Raw genomic sequence first — 14,231 nt, 5'->3', positions numbered from 1 at the left:
AAAAAAGCAAAGCCCGTGCCGACTCTGTGCATAGGCTGACAAGTAAAGGAGTCTGGCATGGCTGGTGTTATGGATTCGGTCAACCAGCGCACGCAACTGGTGGGGCAGAATCGCCTGGAATTGCTGTTGTTCCGCCTCAACGGCGAGCAACTCTACGGCATCAATGTATTCAAGGTCAGGGAGGTGCTGCAGTGCCCGGAGCTGACCTTGCTGCCCAAGTCCCACCCGGTGGTGCGTGGTGTGGCCAATATTCGCGGGGCGACCATCCCGATCCTCGACTTGTCGATGGCGACCGGGTTGCCCGGCCTCAAGGAAGAGACGCGCAACAGTTTCGTGATCATCACCGAGTACAACACCAAGACCCAAGGGTTCCTGGTGCACTCGGTAGAGCGCATCGTCAACATGAACTGGGAGGAGATCCACCCGCCACCCAAGGGGACCGGCCGTGATCACTACCTGACAGCGGTCACGCGGGTGGACAACCGCATGGTCGAGATCATCGATGTGGAGAAGGTGCTGGCCGAGGTGGCTCCGTCGTCCGAATCGGTGTCCGCCGGGGTGATCGATGCCGAAGTGCAGGACAAGGCCGTGCTGCTGCGGGTGCTCACCGTCGACGATTCGTCGGTGGCGCGCAAGCAGGTCAGCCGCTGCTTGCAGACGGTCGGTGTCGAAGTGGTGGCGCTCAACGATGGTCGTCAGGCCCTGGATTACCTGCGCAAGCTGGTGGACGAGGGCAAGCGGCCGGAAGAAGAGTTCCTGATGATGATCTCGGACATTGAAATGCCGGAAATGGACGGCTATACGCTGACTGCGGAGATTCGCAGCGACCCGCGTATGCAAAAATTGCACATCGTCCTGCATACTTCGCTGTCCGGGGTGTTCAACCAGGCCATGGTGAAGAAAGTCGGTGCCGATGACTTCCTGGCCAAGTTCAAGCCGGATGACCTTGCCCAGCGCGTGGTCGACCGGATCAAGGCAACGCATTGAAGCAGCCGGGGGCCAGCTCCCGGCACCAGTGATTGAAAAGAGGCGGCAGTAGTGTCTACGGGTAATTTGGATTTCGAACAGTTCCGGGTATTCCTGGAGAAAGCCTGTGGCATCCTGCTGGGCGAGAATAAGCAGTATCTGGTCTCCAGCCGTCTCAACAAGCTGATGGAGCAGCAGGGCATCAAGAGCCTGGGCGAGCTGGTGCAGCGTATTCAGACGCAACCGCGCGGCGGCCTGCGCGAGCAGGTGGTCGATGCCATGACCACCAACGAGACCTTGTGGTTTCGCGACACCTATCCATTCGAAGTGTTGAAGAACAAGGTGGTTCCGGAGTTCATCAAGGGCAACCCGGGCCAGCGCTTGCGCATCTGGTCGGCAGCCTGTTCGTCGGGGCAGGAGCCTTATTCCATCTCGATGGCGCTGGACGAATTCGAGCGCAGCAACCTTGGGCAACTGAAGATGGGGGCGCAGATCGTCGCCACCGACCTGTCCGGTTCGATGTTGACCAACTGCAAGACCGGCGAGTACGACAGCCTGGCCATTGCCCGCGGCTTGTCTCAAGAGCGGCTGCAGCGTTACTTCGATACCAAGGGGCCGGGGCGTTGGGCGGTGAAGCCGGCCATTCGCAGCCGTGTCGAGTTCCGTTCGTTCAACTTGCTCGATAGCTATGCGGCTTTGGGCAAGTTCGACATCGTGTTTTGCCGCAACGTGCTGATCTACTTCTCGGCGCAGGTGAAGAAGGACATTCTGCTGCGGATTCACAGCACCTTGAAGCCGGGTGGGTATCTGTTCCTTGGTGCGTCCGAGGCTTTGAACGGGCTGCCGGACCATTACCAGATGGTGCAGTGCAGTCCGGGGATCATCTATCAGGCCAAGTGATCAGGTAGGGCGGGTGCTTGTCTTTGGATTTGCGGCGCCTGGTAGATCGAGCGCCGCCCGCGCGGCGCATCGCGAGCAAGGCTCGCTCCTACGTTTGTTTCGGGCCAGTTATGCCTGTGGGAAATGTGCGCGAACGCCTTGGCGCATGGCGCAATATCGAGGCGTACAAACAAGGCGGTCGCGCGCGCCTGTCATAGGCGTTACTGGCCGTAAACAAACGTAGGAGCGAGCCTTGCTCGCGATGCGCCGCGCGGGCGGCGCTCGATCTACCAGGCACCGCATCTCTCCCGACTAACCCTCGTCGCCCCGCCACCTCGCCTCTGACGTCAATTTTTTGTTTTGCCGCTTTTGCCGCCCGGCAATTGCCGCTCAGGCATCTTCAAGCGGAAGCACTTTGCCGCTTTTCTGGCATGCCGCCGCTGCCGAAAATCGCTTAAACCCCGCAAACATGGGCTTTACAAGGTTTGGCACAGCCCTTGCTATACCTTCGGCAACGACACTCCGGTCAACCTTCGAAGGTTTCCCCGACATGAGCATCAGTTTCGACAAGGCACTTGGCATCCACGAAAAGGCGCTGGGCTTCCGCGCCCAGCGCGCCGAAGTGCTGGCCAACAACATCGCCAACGCTGACACGCCCAACTACAAGGCGCGTGACATGGACTTCTCGTCGGTGCTTGCCGCCGAGAGCCAGAAGCAGCAAAGCGGCCGCTTCGCCATGGACCGTACCAACAGCCGGCACATCGAGGCCGAAGGCCTGACCATGGCGGACGACACCTTGAAGTACCGCACGCCCGACATGCCGTCGATCGACCAGAACACCGTGGACGCCCAGGTAGAGCAGGCGAACTACACGGAAAACGCCATGGGTTTCCAGGCCAGCTTCACCCTGCTCAACAGTAAATTCAAAGGGCTGGTTTCGGCCCTGCGCGGAGAGTAACCATGTCCCTGTCCAGTGTCTTCAACATCGCAGGCTCCGGCATGAGCGCGCAGAACACGCGTCTCAATACCGTGGCTTCCAACATCGCCAACGCCGAGACCGTCTCGTCGAGCATCGATCAGACTTACCGTGCACGCCACCCGGTGTTCGCCACCACTTTCCAGAGCGCGCAGAACGGTGCCAGCCAGTCGCTGTTCGAAGATCAGGGCGAAGCCGGGCAGGGTGTGCAGGTCAAGGGCATCATCGAAGACCAGAGCAATCTGGAGGCGCGTTACGAGCCTAATCACCCGGCGGCGAACAAGGACGGCTACGTCTACTACCCGAACGTCAATGTGGTCGAGGAAATGGCTGACATGATCTCCGCCAGCCGCGCGTTCCAGACCAACGCCGAGCTGATGAACACCGCCAAGAACATGATGCAGAAAGTGCTGACCCTGGGTCAGTGATAAGGAATCCAGACCATGGCAGTCGATAGCACCAGCGGTGTGAACCTCAATGACGTCATCGCGGCGTCCGGTGTCACCACCAGCAGCACCAACAAGAGCTCGGCGACCAGTTCGGCGACCGGAAACCAGACGCTGGGCAAGGATGCGTTCCTGCAGTTGCTGGTCACCCAGATGCAGAACCAGAACCCGCTGGACCCGCAGGACAACAGCGAGTTCGTCGCCCAGCTGGCGCAGTTCAGTAGCCTCGAAGGCATTACTTCGCTGAACGAGTCGGTCAGCGCCATCACCAGTGCCATGGCCTCGTCGCAGGCACTGCAGGCTTCCTCGCTGGTCGGTCGTTCGGTGATCGTGCAGAACGACAAGGCGATCGTCGATACCGCCGAAAGCTTCAACGCACAGTTCGTTGTGCCTCAGGCCATCAGTGAAGCGAAGATCACCATCACCGACAAGGATGGCAACACGGTCAAGACCATCGAGCTGGGTGAGCAGAAAGCCGGTTATGGCGACTTCATCTGGGATGGCACCAATGACAAGGGTGAGAAGGTCGACCCAGGCACTTACACCTTTGCCGCCACCACGACGGTGGACGGCCAGGCGGTGCAGATGAACACCTTGTTGCCAGCCAAGGTCACCAGCGTCAGCTTCAACACCACCGGCGAGATGGTGCTGAACCTGGCGGGTGTGGGCAAGGTTTCCCTGTCCGACGTACAAACCATCGGTATCTAAGGCCGACAGAACGGCAAAAAAAGGAGCAACAGCATGTCTTTCAATATCGGCCTTAGTGGTCTGTACGCAGCCAACAAGCAGCTGGACGTCACTGGCAACAACATCGCCAACGTCAACACCACGGGCTTCAAATCCTCCCGTGCCGAATTCGCCGACGTATACGCTGGCGCCAACCGTCTGGGTGTGGGCAAGAACCAGGTCGGTAACGGCGTGCGCCTGGCGGCGATCTCCCAGCAGTTCAGCCAGGGCGACGTCAACAACACCGGCAACGTGCTGGACATGGGTATCCAGGGTCAGGGTTTCTTCATCCTGTCCGACAACGGCGCGCGCGTTTACACCCGTGCCGGTGCCTTCCAGAACAGCAAAGACAACTACGTGATCACCTCGGACGGCCTGCGCCTGCAAGGCTATGCCGCCGATGAGAACGGCAACATCAAGCGTGGCGTGCTGACCGACCTGAAAATCGATACCTCATCGCTGGCGCCAAAGGCCACCACGCTGATCGATCAGGGTATCAACCTGAACTCCGAGGCAGACATCATCCCGTTGTCGACCGCCACGCCTGCTGGCCCGGTGTTCGACCCTGCCGATGACACCACCTACACCAAGTCGTTCCCGACCAAGGTGTACGACAGCCAGGGTAACGAGCACACCATGGAGCAGTTCTACCGCAAGACCGGTACGAACCAGTGGACCATGTACACCCTGATCGATGGTCGCAACCCGATGGATCCGAGCTCCGCCGACCCGCTGGAAGCGTCCATGACGTTCAATCCCGACGGTAGCGTGGCATCGATGACCACCGACCCGACGAGCATTCCGCCGGGTGCCTCGGCGGATGCCGAATGGGCTGTGACCAACAATACCTTCACTCTCAAGGGGTGGATCCCGGCAGCTAAAGACGCTGCGGGCAACTGGGCTTCCAACGGTTCGGCGGAAAACGCTGCCGGCATGCGTCTGTCGATGAACAGCACCACCTCGTACAACACTGAGACCGCACGTATGTCGCAGTCCCAGGACGGCTACGCCACTGGCATCCTGTCGAGTCTGTCGATCGACTCCAGCGGTGTGATGTTCGCCAGCTTCAGCAACCAGCAGTCTCGCGCCATCGGCCAGGTGGCGCTGGCCAGCTTCGCCAACGAGCAGGGGCTGCAGCAGATTGGTGGTACGCGCTGGACCGAGACTTACTCCTCGGGCATTCCGGGTATCGATTCGCCGAAAACCGGCACCCTGGGCAGTGTCGAATCCAACGCGCTGGAAGCCTCGAACGTCAACCTGACGCAAGAGCTGGTCGAGCTGATCAAGGCGCAGAGCAACTACCAGGCGAACGCCAAGACCATCTCCACTGAAAGCACCATCATGCAGACCATCATTCAGATGACCTGATGATGGTGTGTTGATTGGCTGGGGGTGGAATGAACAAGCTGGTCGTAGCGTTGATCGCGGCTTTTTGTCTGTACCAGGCCCAGGCTGGTACCGCGCCCTGGTGGCGTTGGGAAAGCCAGGCGGACGGGCGGCTGGTCTGTTCGCAATGGTCGCCCGGCGATGGCTGGAAGAAGTTTGCCGGCCCTTACACCAATGGCGGCTGCAGGGAGCCATAGGTGGGAGCGGGTTTACCCGCTCCCACGGCTCCCTGTTATGCAGGGGTGCTTGCCGGCGATCAGTCCGCGACAGGCAAACGCCTTTGCCGCCAGCGGCAACCCGGCGCCGGATAACCGGCGTCAGCACCCGCAGCCAATACCTCAAAAGCCCGTATTTACGGGCTTTTTCACGATTTCAGAAAGTTGGTTCGGAACTTGCTTTATAGCCTGCACAGCAACGGCGAGCGGCAAATGATCGCCAGTGCAGCGGAGGATGACTGTGGACAAGATGCTTTACGTGGCCATGACCGGTGCCAGCCAGAACGCGCTGGCGCAGAAGGCCCATGCCAACAACCTGGCGAACGTTTCCACCAACGGTTTCCAGCGTGACCTGGAGCAGGCGCGCTCGATGCCGGTGTTCGGTGACAGCTTTCCGGCGCGAGCGTTTGCCATGACCGAGCGCCCCGCGACCGACTTCAGCGAAGGGCCGATGGTCGAGACCGGGCGTGAGCTGGATGTGGCGGTGGCCGGCCAAGGCTTTATCGCCGTGCAGGCGCCGGATGGCAGCGAAGCCTATGTGCGCACCGGCAGCCTGAACATCGATGCACTGGGTGTGCTGCGTGCCGGCAACGGCATGCCGGTAATCGGCAATGGCGGCCCGATCGCCGTGCCACCAGAGCAGAAGGTGGAAGTGGGCGCCGACGGCACCATCAGCATTCGCGCCATGGGCGAGGACCCGCGGGTGATGGCTGAAGTCGACCGTATCAAGCTGGTCAACCCGGACACCAAAGGCCTGACCAAAGGCCTGGACGGCTTGATCCATACCCAGAACGGCCAGCCGGCCGACGCCGACGTCAATGTGCGCGTGGTGTCCGGTTTCCTGGAGGGCAGCAACGTCAACGCCGTCGAAGAAATGACCTCGGTGCTGGCGCTGTCCCGTCAATTCGAACTGCACGTCAAGATGATGAACGCGGCCAAGGAAGGCGATGAAGCCATGGCGCGTGTTTTGCAAATCGGCTAATCACTTTTGAACGGGTGCCGTAAAACAGGCGCACGAGGAGAATACTGATGCTTCCGGCTCTTTGGGTCGCTAAAACCGGCCTGTCCGCCCAGGACACCAACCTGACCGTCATTTCCAACAACCTGGCCAACGTCTCGACCACCGGCTTCAAGCGTGATCGCGCCGAATTCCAGGACCTGCTGTACCAGATCAAACGTCAGCCAGGCGCGCAGTCCACCCAGGACAGCGAGCTGCCTTCGGGCCTGCAGGTCGGTACCGGTGTGCGGATCGTCGGCACCCAGAAGAACTTCCAGACCGGCAGTCTGCAGACCACCGAAAACCCGCTGGATATCGCGGTCAACGGTCGTGGCTTCTTCCAGATCCTGCAGCCTGATGGCACCGTTTCCTACACCCGTGACGGTACCTTCCACCTGAACTCCGACGGCCAGGTCGTCAACGCCGATGGCCTGGCGCTGGAGCCGGCCATCGTCGTGCCGAACGATGCCCAGACCTTCACCGTTGGCCAGGACGGTACCGTGTCGATCACCACCGCCGGCAACCCTGCCGCGCAGGTCATCGGCAACATCCAGACCGCCGATTTCATCAACCCGGCTGGTCTGCAGGCGATGGGCAACAACCTGTTCCTGGAAACCGCTGCCAGCGGCGCGCCGCAGGTCGGTACCCCAGGCCTGAACGGCTTCGGCACCACCCTGCAGCAGACCCTGGAAAACTCCAACGTCAGCACCGTGGAAGAGCTGGTGAACATGATCACCACCCAGCGCGCCTACGAGATGAACTCCAAGGTCATCTCCACCGCCGACCAGATGCTGTCGTTCGTTACCCAGCAGCTGTAATTCCGGCTCCTGGTTCCTAGCTCCTAGTTCAGTTGCAGCATGAGGTAAGTGTCATGAATCGTTTGTTGTCCGTTTTCGCCCTGGGGGGGGCGGTGTTGATGGCAGGTTGTGTCGCTCCGACACCCAAGCCCAACGACCCGTACTACGCGCCGGTCCTGCCGCGCACCCCGTTGCCGGCAGCGGCCAACAACGGTTCGATCTACCAGGCGGGCTTCGAGCAGAACCTGTACAGCGACCGCAAGGCGTTCCGGGTCGGTGACATCATCACCATTACCCTCAACGAGCGCACCTCGGCCAGCAAGAACGCAGGTTCGCAGATCCAGAAGGACAGCAACGCCAACATCGGCCTGACTTCGTTGTTCGGCACCACGCCAAACACCAACAACCCGTTTGGCAGTGGCGACCTTTCGCTTGAGGCTGGCTACAGCGGCGAGCGCGCCACCAAGGGCGACAGCAAGGCCACCCAGGGCAACACCCTGACAGGTTCCATCACCGTCACCGTCGCCGAGGTATTGCCCAACGGCATCATCGCCGTGCGCGGCGAGAAGTGGATGACCCTGAACACCGGCGAGGAACTGGTGCGCATCGCCGGCATGGTCCGTGCCGACGATATCGCCACCGACAACACCGTGCCGTCGACCCGTGTGGCCGATGCGCGCATCACCTATTCGGGCACCGGTTCCTTCGCCGATGCCAGTCAGCCGGGCTGGCTGGATCGCTTCTTCATCAGCCCGCTCTGGCCTTTCTGAGTACGGATGACCATGTTCAACGTAAGGCAGCTGCTTGCCGCGACCCTGCTTCTGTCCTGTGCCTTCGGTGCCCATGCCGAGCGCCTGAAGGACATCGCCAGCATCTCTGGCGTGCGTTCCAACCAATTGATCGGTTACGGCCTGGTGGTGGGGCTCAACGGTACGGGTGACCAGACCACCCAGACACCGTTCACCCTGCAGACCTTCAACAACATGCTGTCGCAGTTCGGCATCAAGGTGCCGTCCGGTTCCGGCAACGTTCAGCTCAAGAACGTGGCCGCGGTGTCGGTGCACGCCGACTTGCCGGCGTTCGCCAAGCCTGGCCAGGTGGTGGATATCACCGTTTCGTCGATCGGTAACTCCAAGAGCCTGCGTGGTGGCAGCCTGCTGATGACCCCGCTCAAGGGTATCGACGGCAACGTCTATGCCGTGGCTCAGGGCAACCTGGTGGTGGGCGGCTTCGATGCCGAGGGGCGTGATGGTTCGAAGATTACCGTCAACGTTCCGTCGGCCGGTCGTATTCCTGGCGGCGCCACTGTCGAGCGGGCGGTGCCGAGCGGATTCAACCAGGGCAACAGCCTGACCTTGAACCTCAATCGCCCCGACTTCACCACCGCCAAGCACATCGTCGACAAGGTCAACGACCTGCTCGGCCCTGGCGTGGCCCAGGCGATAGATGGTGGCTCGGTGCGCGTCACCGCGCCGATGGACCCGAGCCAGCGTGTCGATTACCTGTCGATTCTCGAGAACCTGGAGATCGACCCAGGCCAGGCCGTGGCCAAGGTCATCATCAACTCGCGTACCGGTACCATCGTCATCGGCCAGAACGTCAAGGTTTCGCCAGCCGCCGTGACCCACGGCAGCCTTACCGTGACCATTACCGAAGACCCGATCGTCAGCCAGCCGGGGCCGTTCTCCAATGGCCAGACCGCCGTGGTGCCGCGCTCGAAGGTCAATGCGCAGCAGGAAGCCAAGCCGATGTTCAAGTTCGGCCCGGGCACCACGCTGGATGAGATCGTGCGTGCGGTGAATCAGGTGGGGGCTGCGCCCAGCGACCTGATGGCCATCCTCGAAGCATTGAAACAGGCCGGCGCCTTGCAAGCCGACCTGATCGTCATCTGAGGACGCCGCCTGATGAATGCCAAGGTTTCCAGCGGCGCCGACAGCGGTGCCTACACCGACCTCAACCGCCTCAACTCGCTCAAGCATGGCGATCGCGACAGCGACGCCAACGTGCGCAAGGTTGCCCAGGAGTTCGAGTCGCTGTTCATCAGCGAGATGCTCAAGGCGTCGCGCAAGGCCAGTGATGTGCTGGCTGACGACAACCCGATGAACTCCGAAACGGTCAAGCAGTACCGTGACATGTACGACCAGCAGTTGGCCGTGAGCATGTCCCGCGAGGGCGGGGGTATCGGTTTGCAGGATGTGCTGGTGCGCCAGCTGTCGAAGAACAAGGCCGCGCCGGCCAACACCAGCCCGTTCCCGCGCATCGAAGGCAATGCTCCGGCGTTGTGGGGCAACAAGGTGGCTGAGCCTGTGCACGCGACCCAGTCGACCGCCACGCGCAACGATGTGGCCGCGCTCAACTCGCGGCGTCTGGCGCTGCCGAGCAAGCTCACCGATCGCCTGCTGGCCGGTATCGTGCCTTCTACCGGCAACGCTGCGGCAACCACCAACACCGCTGCAGTGCCAGCCCGGGAAGGACAGGTGGTGGCGGGCGCTGCGCAGACCTTTGCCGCACCCGAGCGCGGTACGCGCATCCTGGGTCGTGCCGTGGCGCAGCCGCCGCTGGCGCCGAAGAAAGCCTTCGCCGACAGCGATGCGTTCGTGGCCACCATGCTGCCGATGGCCGAGCAGGCCGCCAAGCGCATCGGCGTCGACCCGCGTTACCTGGTCGCCCAGGCCGCGCTGGAAACCGGTTGGGGCAAATCGGTCATGCGCAACAGCGACGGCACCAGCAGCCACAACCTGTTCGGCATCAAGGCGACCGGCAGCTGGGAAGGTGGCGAGGCGAGGGCGATCACCAGCGAGTTTCGTGACGGCAAGTTCGTCAAGGAAACGGCGGCGTTCCGTTCCTATGACTCCTACCAGGACAGTTTCCATGACCTGGTCAGCCTGCTGCAGAGCAATTCCCGCTATCAAGAAGCGGTGAAGTCGGCCGATAAGCCAGAACAGTTCGTGCGAGAACTGCAGAAGGCCGGTTACGCCACCGACCCGGATTACGCCAGCAAGATCTCGCAGATCGCAAGACAGATGAAGTCGTACGAGAGCTATGCGTCGCTCGGTACTACAACACAACTTTAAAGGTAGGAAACCATGGCGAGTTTGATCAACATTGGCATGTCGGGGCTGTCGACCTCCATGGCGGGCCTGCATACCACCGGCAACAACATCGCCAACGCCGATGTCGCCGGTTACTCGCGCCAGCAGAATGTTCAGCGCTCCAGGGGTTCGCTCCAGGAAGGCCAGGTGTTCATGGGCACCGGGACAACGCTGGCGGATGTGCGTCGGGTGTACAACGCCTTCCTGGATGCGCAGTTGCAAACCGCCACGTCGCTCAACAGCGACAGCACCGCCTACCTGAACCAGGTCACGCCGCTCAACAACCTGTTGTCCGACAGCAATACCGGTATCACCGGAGCGCTGACCAACTTCTTCTCCGCCCTGCAGAGCGCCGCCAACAAGCCGACCGAAGACGCTTCCCGCCAGCTGTTGCTGAGCAACGCCGACGCGCTGGCCAACCGTTTCAACAGCCTGGCCGCGCAGTTCAAGGAGCAGAACAGCAACATCAACGGCAGCCTCAGCTCGATGACTGCCCGGATCAACGAGCTGACCTCCAGCATCGCGCAGTACAACGACCAGATCTCCAAGGTCTCGGCGGCCAGTGGTCAGCCGAACGACCTGCTCGACCAGCGCAACGAAGCGGTGCGCCAGCTCAACGAGCTGGTGGGTGTTCAGGCCGTAGAGCGTGACGGCAACATCGACGTCTACCTGAAGAACGGCCAATCGCTGGTGCTGGGCAAGACCACCAACAAGATGAGCGCCGAACCCAGCGCTACCGACCCGAGCCAGTACGCGATCAAGCTCGATCGTGGTAGCACCACCATGGACGTCACCAGCAGCGTCACCGGTGGCGAAATGGGCGGTCTGCTGCGCTACCGCAGCGAGACCCTGGCGCCGGCCATGAACGAACTGGGCCGCATCGCGCTGGTGGTGTCGCAGCAAATCAACTCGCAGCTGGGCCAGGGCATCGACAAGAACGGTGAGTTCGGTGCGGCGCTGTTCAACGACCTGAACAGCGACAAGGCCATGTCCGCGCGCAGCATCGCCAAGGTCGGCAACGCTGGCTCCGCTTCCCTGAGCGTGGCCATCCGCGATACCGGCAAGCTGAGCACCAGTGACTATCAGGTGACCTTCGTCGGCCCGACCGCAGACAAGTACCAGGTCAAGAAGCTGCCTGACGGCACTGACATGGGCACCTACAGCACCAACGACGACCCGGCAGCGGTGATCGATGGCTTCAGCATCGACCTCAAGAGCGGTACTGCGGCGGTGGGCGATAGCTTCAAGATCACCCCGACCCGCAATGCCTCGGCGGAAATCGACGTGGTGCTCACTGATGCCAAGCGCCTGGCACTGGCCGCGCCGCTGACCGCCACCTCTGGCAGTGGCAATACCGGTACCGGTGTGATCACCCAGCCAGTACTGACCTCGGTGCTGGACATCGCCGACCCGGCCCAGCGCCTGGAGCTGCAGACCGGTATCAAGTATTCCACGCCGGTGCGCCTGGTGTTCGGCGACGAAACCACCTCGCCGCAAACCTATGAAGCGTTCGATGCCAAGGGCAACAGCATTGGCACCGGCACCTTCATTCCGGGGCAGAACAACACCCTGAAATTCGACGTGCCGATGGTCGATTCGTCGGGCAACCCGATCACTGACGGCAGTGGCGTGCAGAAGACTTTCAGCTTCGAGATGGATGTCGCCGGCTCGCCCAAGGATGGTGATAGCTTCACCGTGTCGCTGACCGGTGCAGGCTCATCGGACAACCGCAATGCGCTGTCCCTGCAGGAACTGCAGACCAAGCAGACCGTGGACATCGGTTCGACCAAGGGCATCAGCATCACCGATGCCTACGGCAAACTGGTGGAGAGCGTAGGTGCACAGGCCAAGCAGGGCCAGATGGACAGCGAGGCGACCGGCGTGATCCTGACCCAGGCAGCCGGTGCCCGTGACTCCTTGTCCGGCGTGCAGCTGGATGAAGAGGCCGGCAACCTGGTCAAGTACCAGCAGTACTACACCGCCTCTTCGCAGATCATCAAAGCTGCGCAAGAAATCTTCAGCACCCTGATTGCTGCGCTTTAAGGAGTATTGAACCATGCGTATTTCCACGGCCCAGTTCTACCAGTCGAGCGCGGCAAACTACCAACGCAACTATTCCAACCTGATCAAGACCAACGAAGAAGCCAGCTCTTTCGTTCGGGTCAATACCGCTGCCGATGATCCGGTGGGTGCCGCGCGTCTGCTGCAGCTGGGTAACCAGGCCGACATGCTGGCGCAGTACAAGACCAACGCGACCAACATCACCAACTCGCTGAACCAGGCCGAGACTACCCTCGATTCGATCAACACGATTCTGACGCGGGTGAACGAGTTGGCGCTCGAGTCGGGCAACGCCGGCTATACCGACACCGAGCGCAAGGCCAAGGCGGCCGAGCTGGGTCAGCTGGAAGATCAATTGTTGAGCTTGATGAACAGCCGTGACGAGAACGGCCAGTATCTGTTCGCCGGCTCCAGGACCGACACCGCGCCGTTCGTGCGCAATGCCGATGGCTCATACACCTACCAGGGCGACCAGACTCAGCAGGAACTGCAAGTCGGCGACATGCTCAAGATGGCAGGCAACAGCACCGGCTACAGCGTGTTCGAGCAAGCCCTGAACACCAGCCGTACCGAAACCAGCCTGACTTCCCCGGCGGTGGACGACGGCCGCGTGAAACTGTCCAACGGCCAGGTGTCCGGCAGCGTTACCTACAACGACCGCTTCCGCAGTGGCCAGCCGTACACCGTTACCATGCTCAGCAGCACCCAGTTCAGCATCACCGACAGCCTGGGCAACGATGTGACCGCCGAAGCCACCCAGGGCGGTACCTTCGACCCGAACACCGCGGGTGGGTCGATGATCAGCTTCCGTGGCGTGGACCTGCGCCTGAACATCAACCTGCAGGATGGCGACGTGCCGGATGCAGCGGTGGCGGGCCATACCTTCACCCTGCAAAGCAAGCCCGACACCATTACCGCCACCCGTAGCCCAGGCAACCCGTCGAGCGCCCAGGTGTCCTCGGTCAGCATCACCGACCCGGCCAAGTACAAGGCGATGTTCCCGAACGGCGGTGCGGTGATCAAGTTCACCAGCGCCACGGACTTCGAGCTGTATGCCCAGCCGTTGACTGCCGACAGCCGTCCGGTGGCCAGTGGCACCATGGCGGGCAACGTCGCTTCGGCCGCGGGTGTGGACTTCACCTTCACTACCACGCCCGCGCAGCAGTCCGGTGACCAGTACATGGTCAATGTCGACAACCACCAGACCCAGAACGTGCTGGATACCGTGGCCCAGTTGCGTGCGGCGTTGAGCAAGCCGATCGACGGCGACAACGCGGCCAGCCAGCAACTGCGTGCCGACCTGGATTCGGCCATCGCCAACATCCAGAGTGGCCAGGACCAGCTCGCCCGGTCGGTCACCGATATTGGTGCGCGGGGCAAGGCGCTGGAAATCCAGCAAAACACCAACGAGAGCCTGGGCATCGCCAATACCACCACGCAATCGTCGATCCGCGACTCCGACCCGGCCACCGTGCTGGTGCGTCTGACCCAGCAGCAGACCATGCTCGAAGCTTCGCAGGCGGCGTTCGCGCGAGTCAGCCAACTGAGCCTGTTCAACGCCATCAGTTGATTACGCCCTTCGCCTTCTGCGCCAGCCCGCTACGGGTGAGCGCAGAAGGCGCGTTGTTCTTCCCGTGTTGTCGACTGTTCTGAATTTCCCGCGGGCAGTCATCGGTCGAGAGATTCCCCC

14 protein-coding genes are annotated in these 14,231 nt (G+C 61.5%); all 14 read left to right on the top strand.

The window, feature by feature from the left end; all coding sequences use genetic code 11:
• Window positions 1-57: 57 nt before the first annotated feature.
• A complete protein-coding gene (locus tag PspTeo4_RS14465) occupies window positions 58-987 on the top strand; it encodes a chemotaxis protein CheV (protein WP_322364496.1) in 930 nt (309 codons plus the stop codon).
• A gap of 51 nt (window positions 988-1,038) precedes the next feature.
• A complete protein-coding gene (cheR, locus tag PspTeo4_RS14460; RefSeq protein WP_322364495.1) occupies window positions 1,039-1,866 on the top strand; it encodes a protein-glutamate O-methyltransferase CheR in 828 nt (275 codons plus the stop codon).
• A 529-nt stretch (window positions 1,867-2,395) separates the two neighbouring features.
• Window positions 2,396-2,803: a flagellar basal body rod protein FlgB gene (gene flgB, locus PspTeo4_RS14455; protein ID WP_322364494.1), complete on the top strand. Its 408-nt coding sequence runs from the start codon at window positions 2,396-2,398 to the stop codon at window positions 2,801-2,803.
• Between the two features lie 2 nt (window positions 2,804-2,805).
• The gene (gene flgC / locus PspTeo4_RS14450; RefSeq protein ID WP_322364493.1) at window positions 2,806-3,249 is read left to right on the top strand and encodes a flagellar basal body rod protein FlgC; all 444 of its coding nucleotides are present in this window, start codon (window positions 2,806-2,808) and stop codon (window positions 3,247-3,249) included.
• Window positions 3,250-3,264: 15 nt separating this feature from the next.
• On the top strand, window positions 3,265-3,975 hold the full coding sequence (gene flgD / locus PspTeo4_RS14445; RefSeq protein WP_322364492.1) for a flagellar hook assembly protein FlgD: 711 nt from the start codon (window positions 3,265-3,267) through the stop codon (window positions 3,973-3,975).
• Between the two features lie 33 nt (window positions 3,976-4,008).
• Window positions 4,009-5,361, top strand: a complete 1,353-nt coding sequence (gene flgE, locus PspTeo4_RS14440) for a flagellar hook protein FlgE (RefSeq protein WP_322364491.1) — start codon at window positions 4,009-4,011, stop codon at window positions 5,359-5,361.
• Between the two features lie 29 nt (window positions 5,362-5,390).
• Window positions 5,391-5,576, top strand: a complete 186-nt coding sequence (locus tag PspTeo4_RS14435) for a hypothetical protein (protein WP_322364489.1) — start codon at window positions 5,391-5,393, stop codon at window positions 5,574-5,576.
• Between the two features lie 259 nt (window positions 5,577-5,835).
• A complete protein-coding gene (gene flgF, locus PspTeo4_RS14430; RefSeq protein WP_322364487.1) occupies window positions 5,836-6,576 on the top strand; it encodes a flagellar basal-body rod protein FlgF in 741 nt (246 codons plus the stop codon).
• Window positions 6,577-6,623: 47 nt separating this feature from the next.
• On the top strand, window positions 6,624-7,409 hold the full coding sequence (flgG, locus tag PspTeo4_RS14425) for a flagellar basal-body rod protein FlgG (RefSeq protein ID WP_023381561.1): 786 nt from the start codon (window positions 6,624-6,626) through the stop codon (window positions 7,407-7,409).
• Window positions 7,410-7,462: 53 nt separating this feature from the next.
• Window positions 7,463-8,158 (top strand): flagellar basal body L-ring protein FlgH, encoded by a 696-nt coding sequence (gene flgH / locus PspTeo4_RS14420; RefSeq protein ID WP_322364486.1) that lies wholly within the window; start codon window positions 7,463-7,465, stop codon window positions 8,156-8,158.
• 12 nt (window positions 8,159-8,170) lie between these two features.
• Window positions 8,171-9,280 carry a flagellar basal body P-ring protein FlgI gene (locus PspTeo4_RS14415; protein ID WP_416196957.1) on the top strand — a complete coding sequence of 370 codons (1,110 nt, stop codon included), beginning with the start codon at window positions 8,171-8,173 and terminating at the stop codon, window positions 9,278-9,280.
• 12 nt (window positions 9,281-9,292) lie between these two features.
• Window positions 9,293-10,462, top strand: a complete 1,170-nt coding sequence (gene flgJ, locus PspTeo4_RS14410; protein ID WP_322364484.1) for a flagellar assembly peptidoglycan hydrolase FlgJ — start codon at window positions 9,293-9,295, stop codon at window positions 10,460-10,462.
• A 12-nt stretch (window positions 10,463-10,474) separates the two neighbouring features.
• A complete protein-coding gene (gene flgK / locus PspTeo4_RS14405; RefSeq protein ID WP_322364483.1) occupies window positions 10,475-12,523 on the top strand; it encodes a flagellar hook-associated protein FlgK in 2,049 nt (682 codons plus the stop codon).
• A 13-nt stretch (window positions 12,524-12,536) separates the two neighbouring features.
• Window positions 12,537-14,111 carry a flagellar hook-associated protein 3 gene (locus PspTeo4_RS14400; RefSeq protein ID WP_322364482.1) on the top strand — a complete coding sequence of 525 codons (1,575 nt, stop codon included), beginning with the start codon at window positions 12,537-12,539 and terminating at the stop codon, window positions 14,109-14,111.
• Window positions 14,112-14,231 lie beyond the last annotated feature (120 nt).

It is taken from the genome of Pseudomonas sp. Teo4 (genome assembly GCF_034387475.1).
In the GTDB taxonomy this organism is placed as follows: domain Bacteria; phylum Pseudomonadota; class Gammaproteobacteria; order Pseudomonadales; family Pseudomonadaceae; genus Aquipseudomonas.
Note: the sequence above shows the minus strand (reverse complement) of the source record. Positions and strands in the feature narration are given on the sequence as shown.

Bases quoted from the DNA above. Each gene is read 5' to 3' on its own strand.
- PspTeo4_RS14465 (WP_322364496.1), top strand. From the start codon at position 58: ATGGCTGGTGTTATGGATTCGGTCAACCAGCGCACGCAACTGGTGGGG.
- flgE (WP_322364491.1), top strand. From the start codon at position 4,009: ATGTCTTTCAATATCGGCCTTAGTGGTCTGTACGCAGCCAACAAGCAG.
- flgB (WP_322364494.1), top strand. From the start codon at position 2,396: ATGAGCATCAGTTTCGACAAGGCACTTGGCATCCACGAAAAGGCGCTG.
- flgJ (WP_322364484.1), top strand. From the start codon at position 9,293: ATGAATGCCAAGGTTTCCAGCGGCGCCGACAGCGGTGCCTACACCGAC.
- PspTeo4_RS14400 (WP_322364482.1), top strand. From the start codon at position 12,537: ATGCGTATTTCCACGGCCCAGTTCTACCAGTCGAGCGCGGCAAACTAC.
- flgG (WP_023381561.1), top strand. From the start codon at position 6,624: ATGCTTCCGGCTCTTTGGGTCGCTAAAACCGGCCTGTCCGCCCAGGAC.
- PspTeo4_RS14415 (WP_416196957.1), top strand. From the start codon at position 8,171: ATGTTCAACGTAAGGCAGCTGCTTGCCGCGACCCTGCTTCTGTCCTGT.
- flgK (WP_322364483.1), top strand. From the start codon at position 10,475: ATGGCGAGTTTGATCAACATTGGCATGTCGGGGCTGTCGACCTCCATG.
- flgH (WP_322364486.1), top strand. From the start codon at position 7,463: ATGAATCGTTTGTTGTCCGTTTTCGCCCTGGGGGGGGCGGTGTTGATG.
- PspTeo4_RS14435 (WP_322364489.1), top strand. From the start codon at position 5,391: ATGAACAAGCTGGTCGTAGCGTTGATCGCGGCTTTTTGTCTGTACCAG.
- flgC (WP_322364493.1), top strand. From the start codon at position 2,806: ATGTCCCTGTCCAGTGTCTTCAACATCGCAGGCTCCGGCATGAGCGCG.
- flgD (WP_322364492.1), top strand. From the start codon at position 3,265: ATGGCAGTCGATAGCACCAGCGGTGTGAACCTCAATGACGTCATCGCG.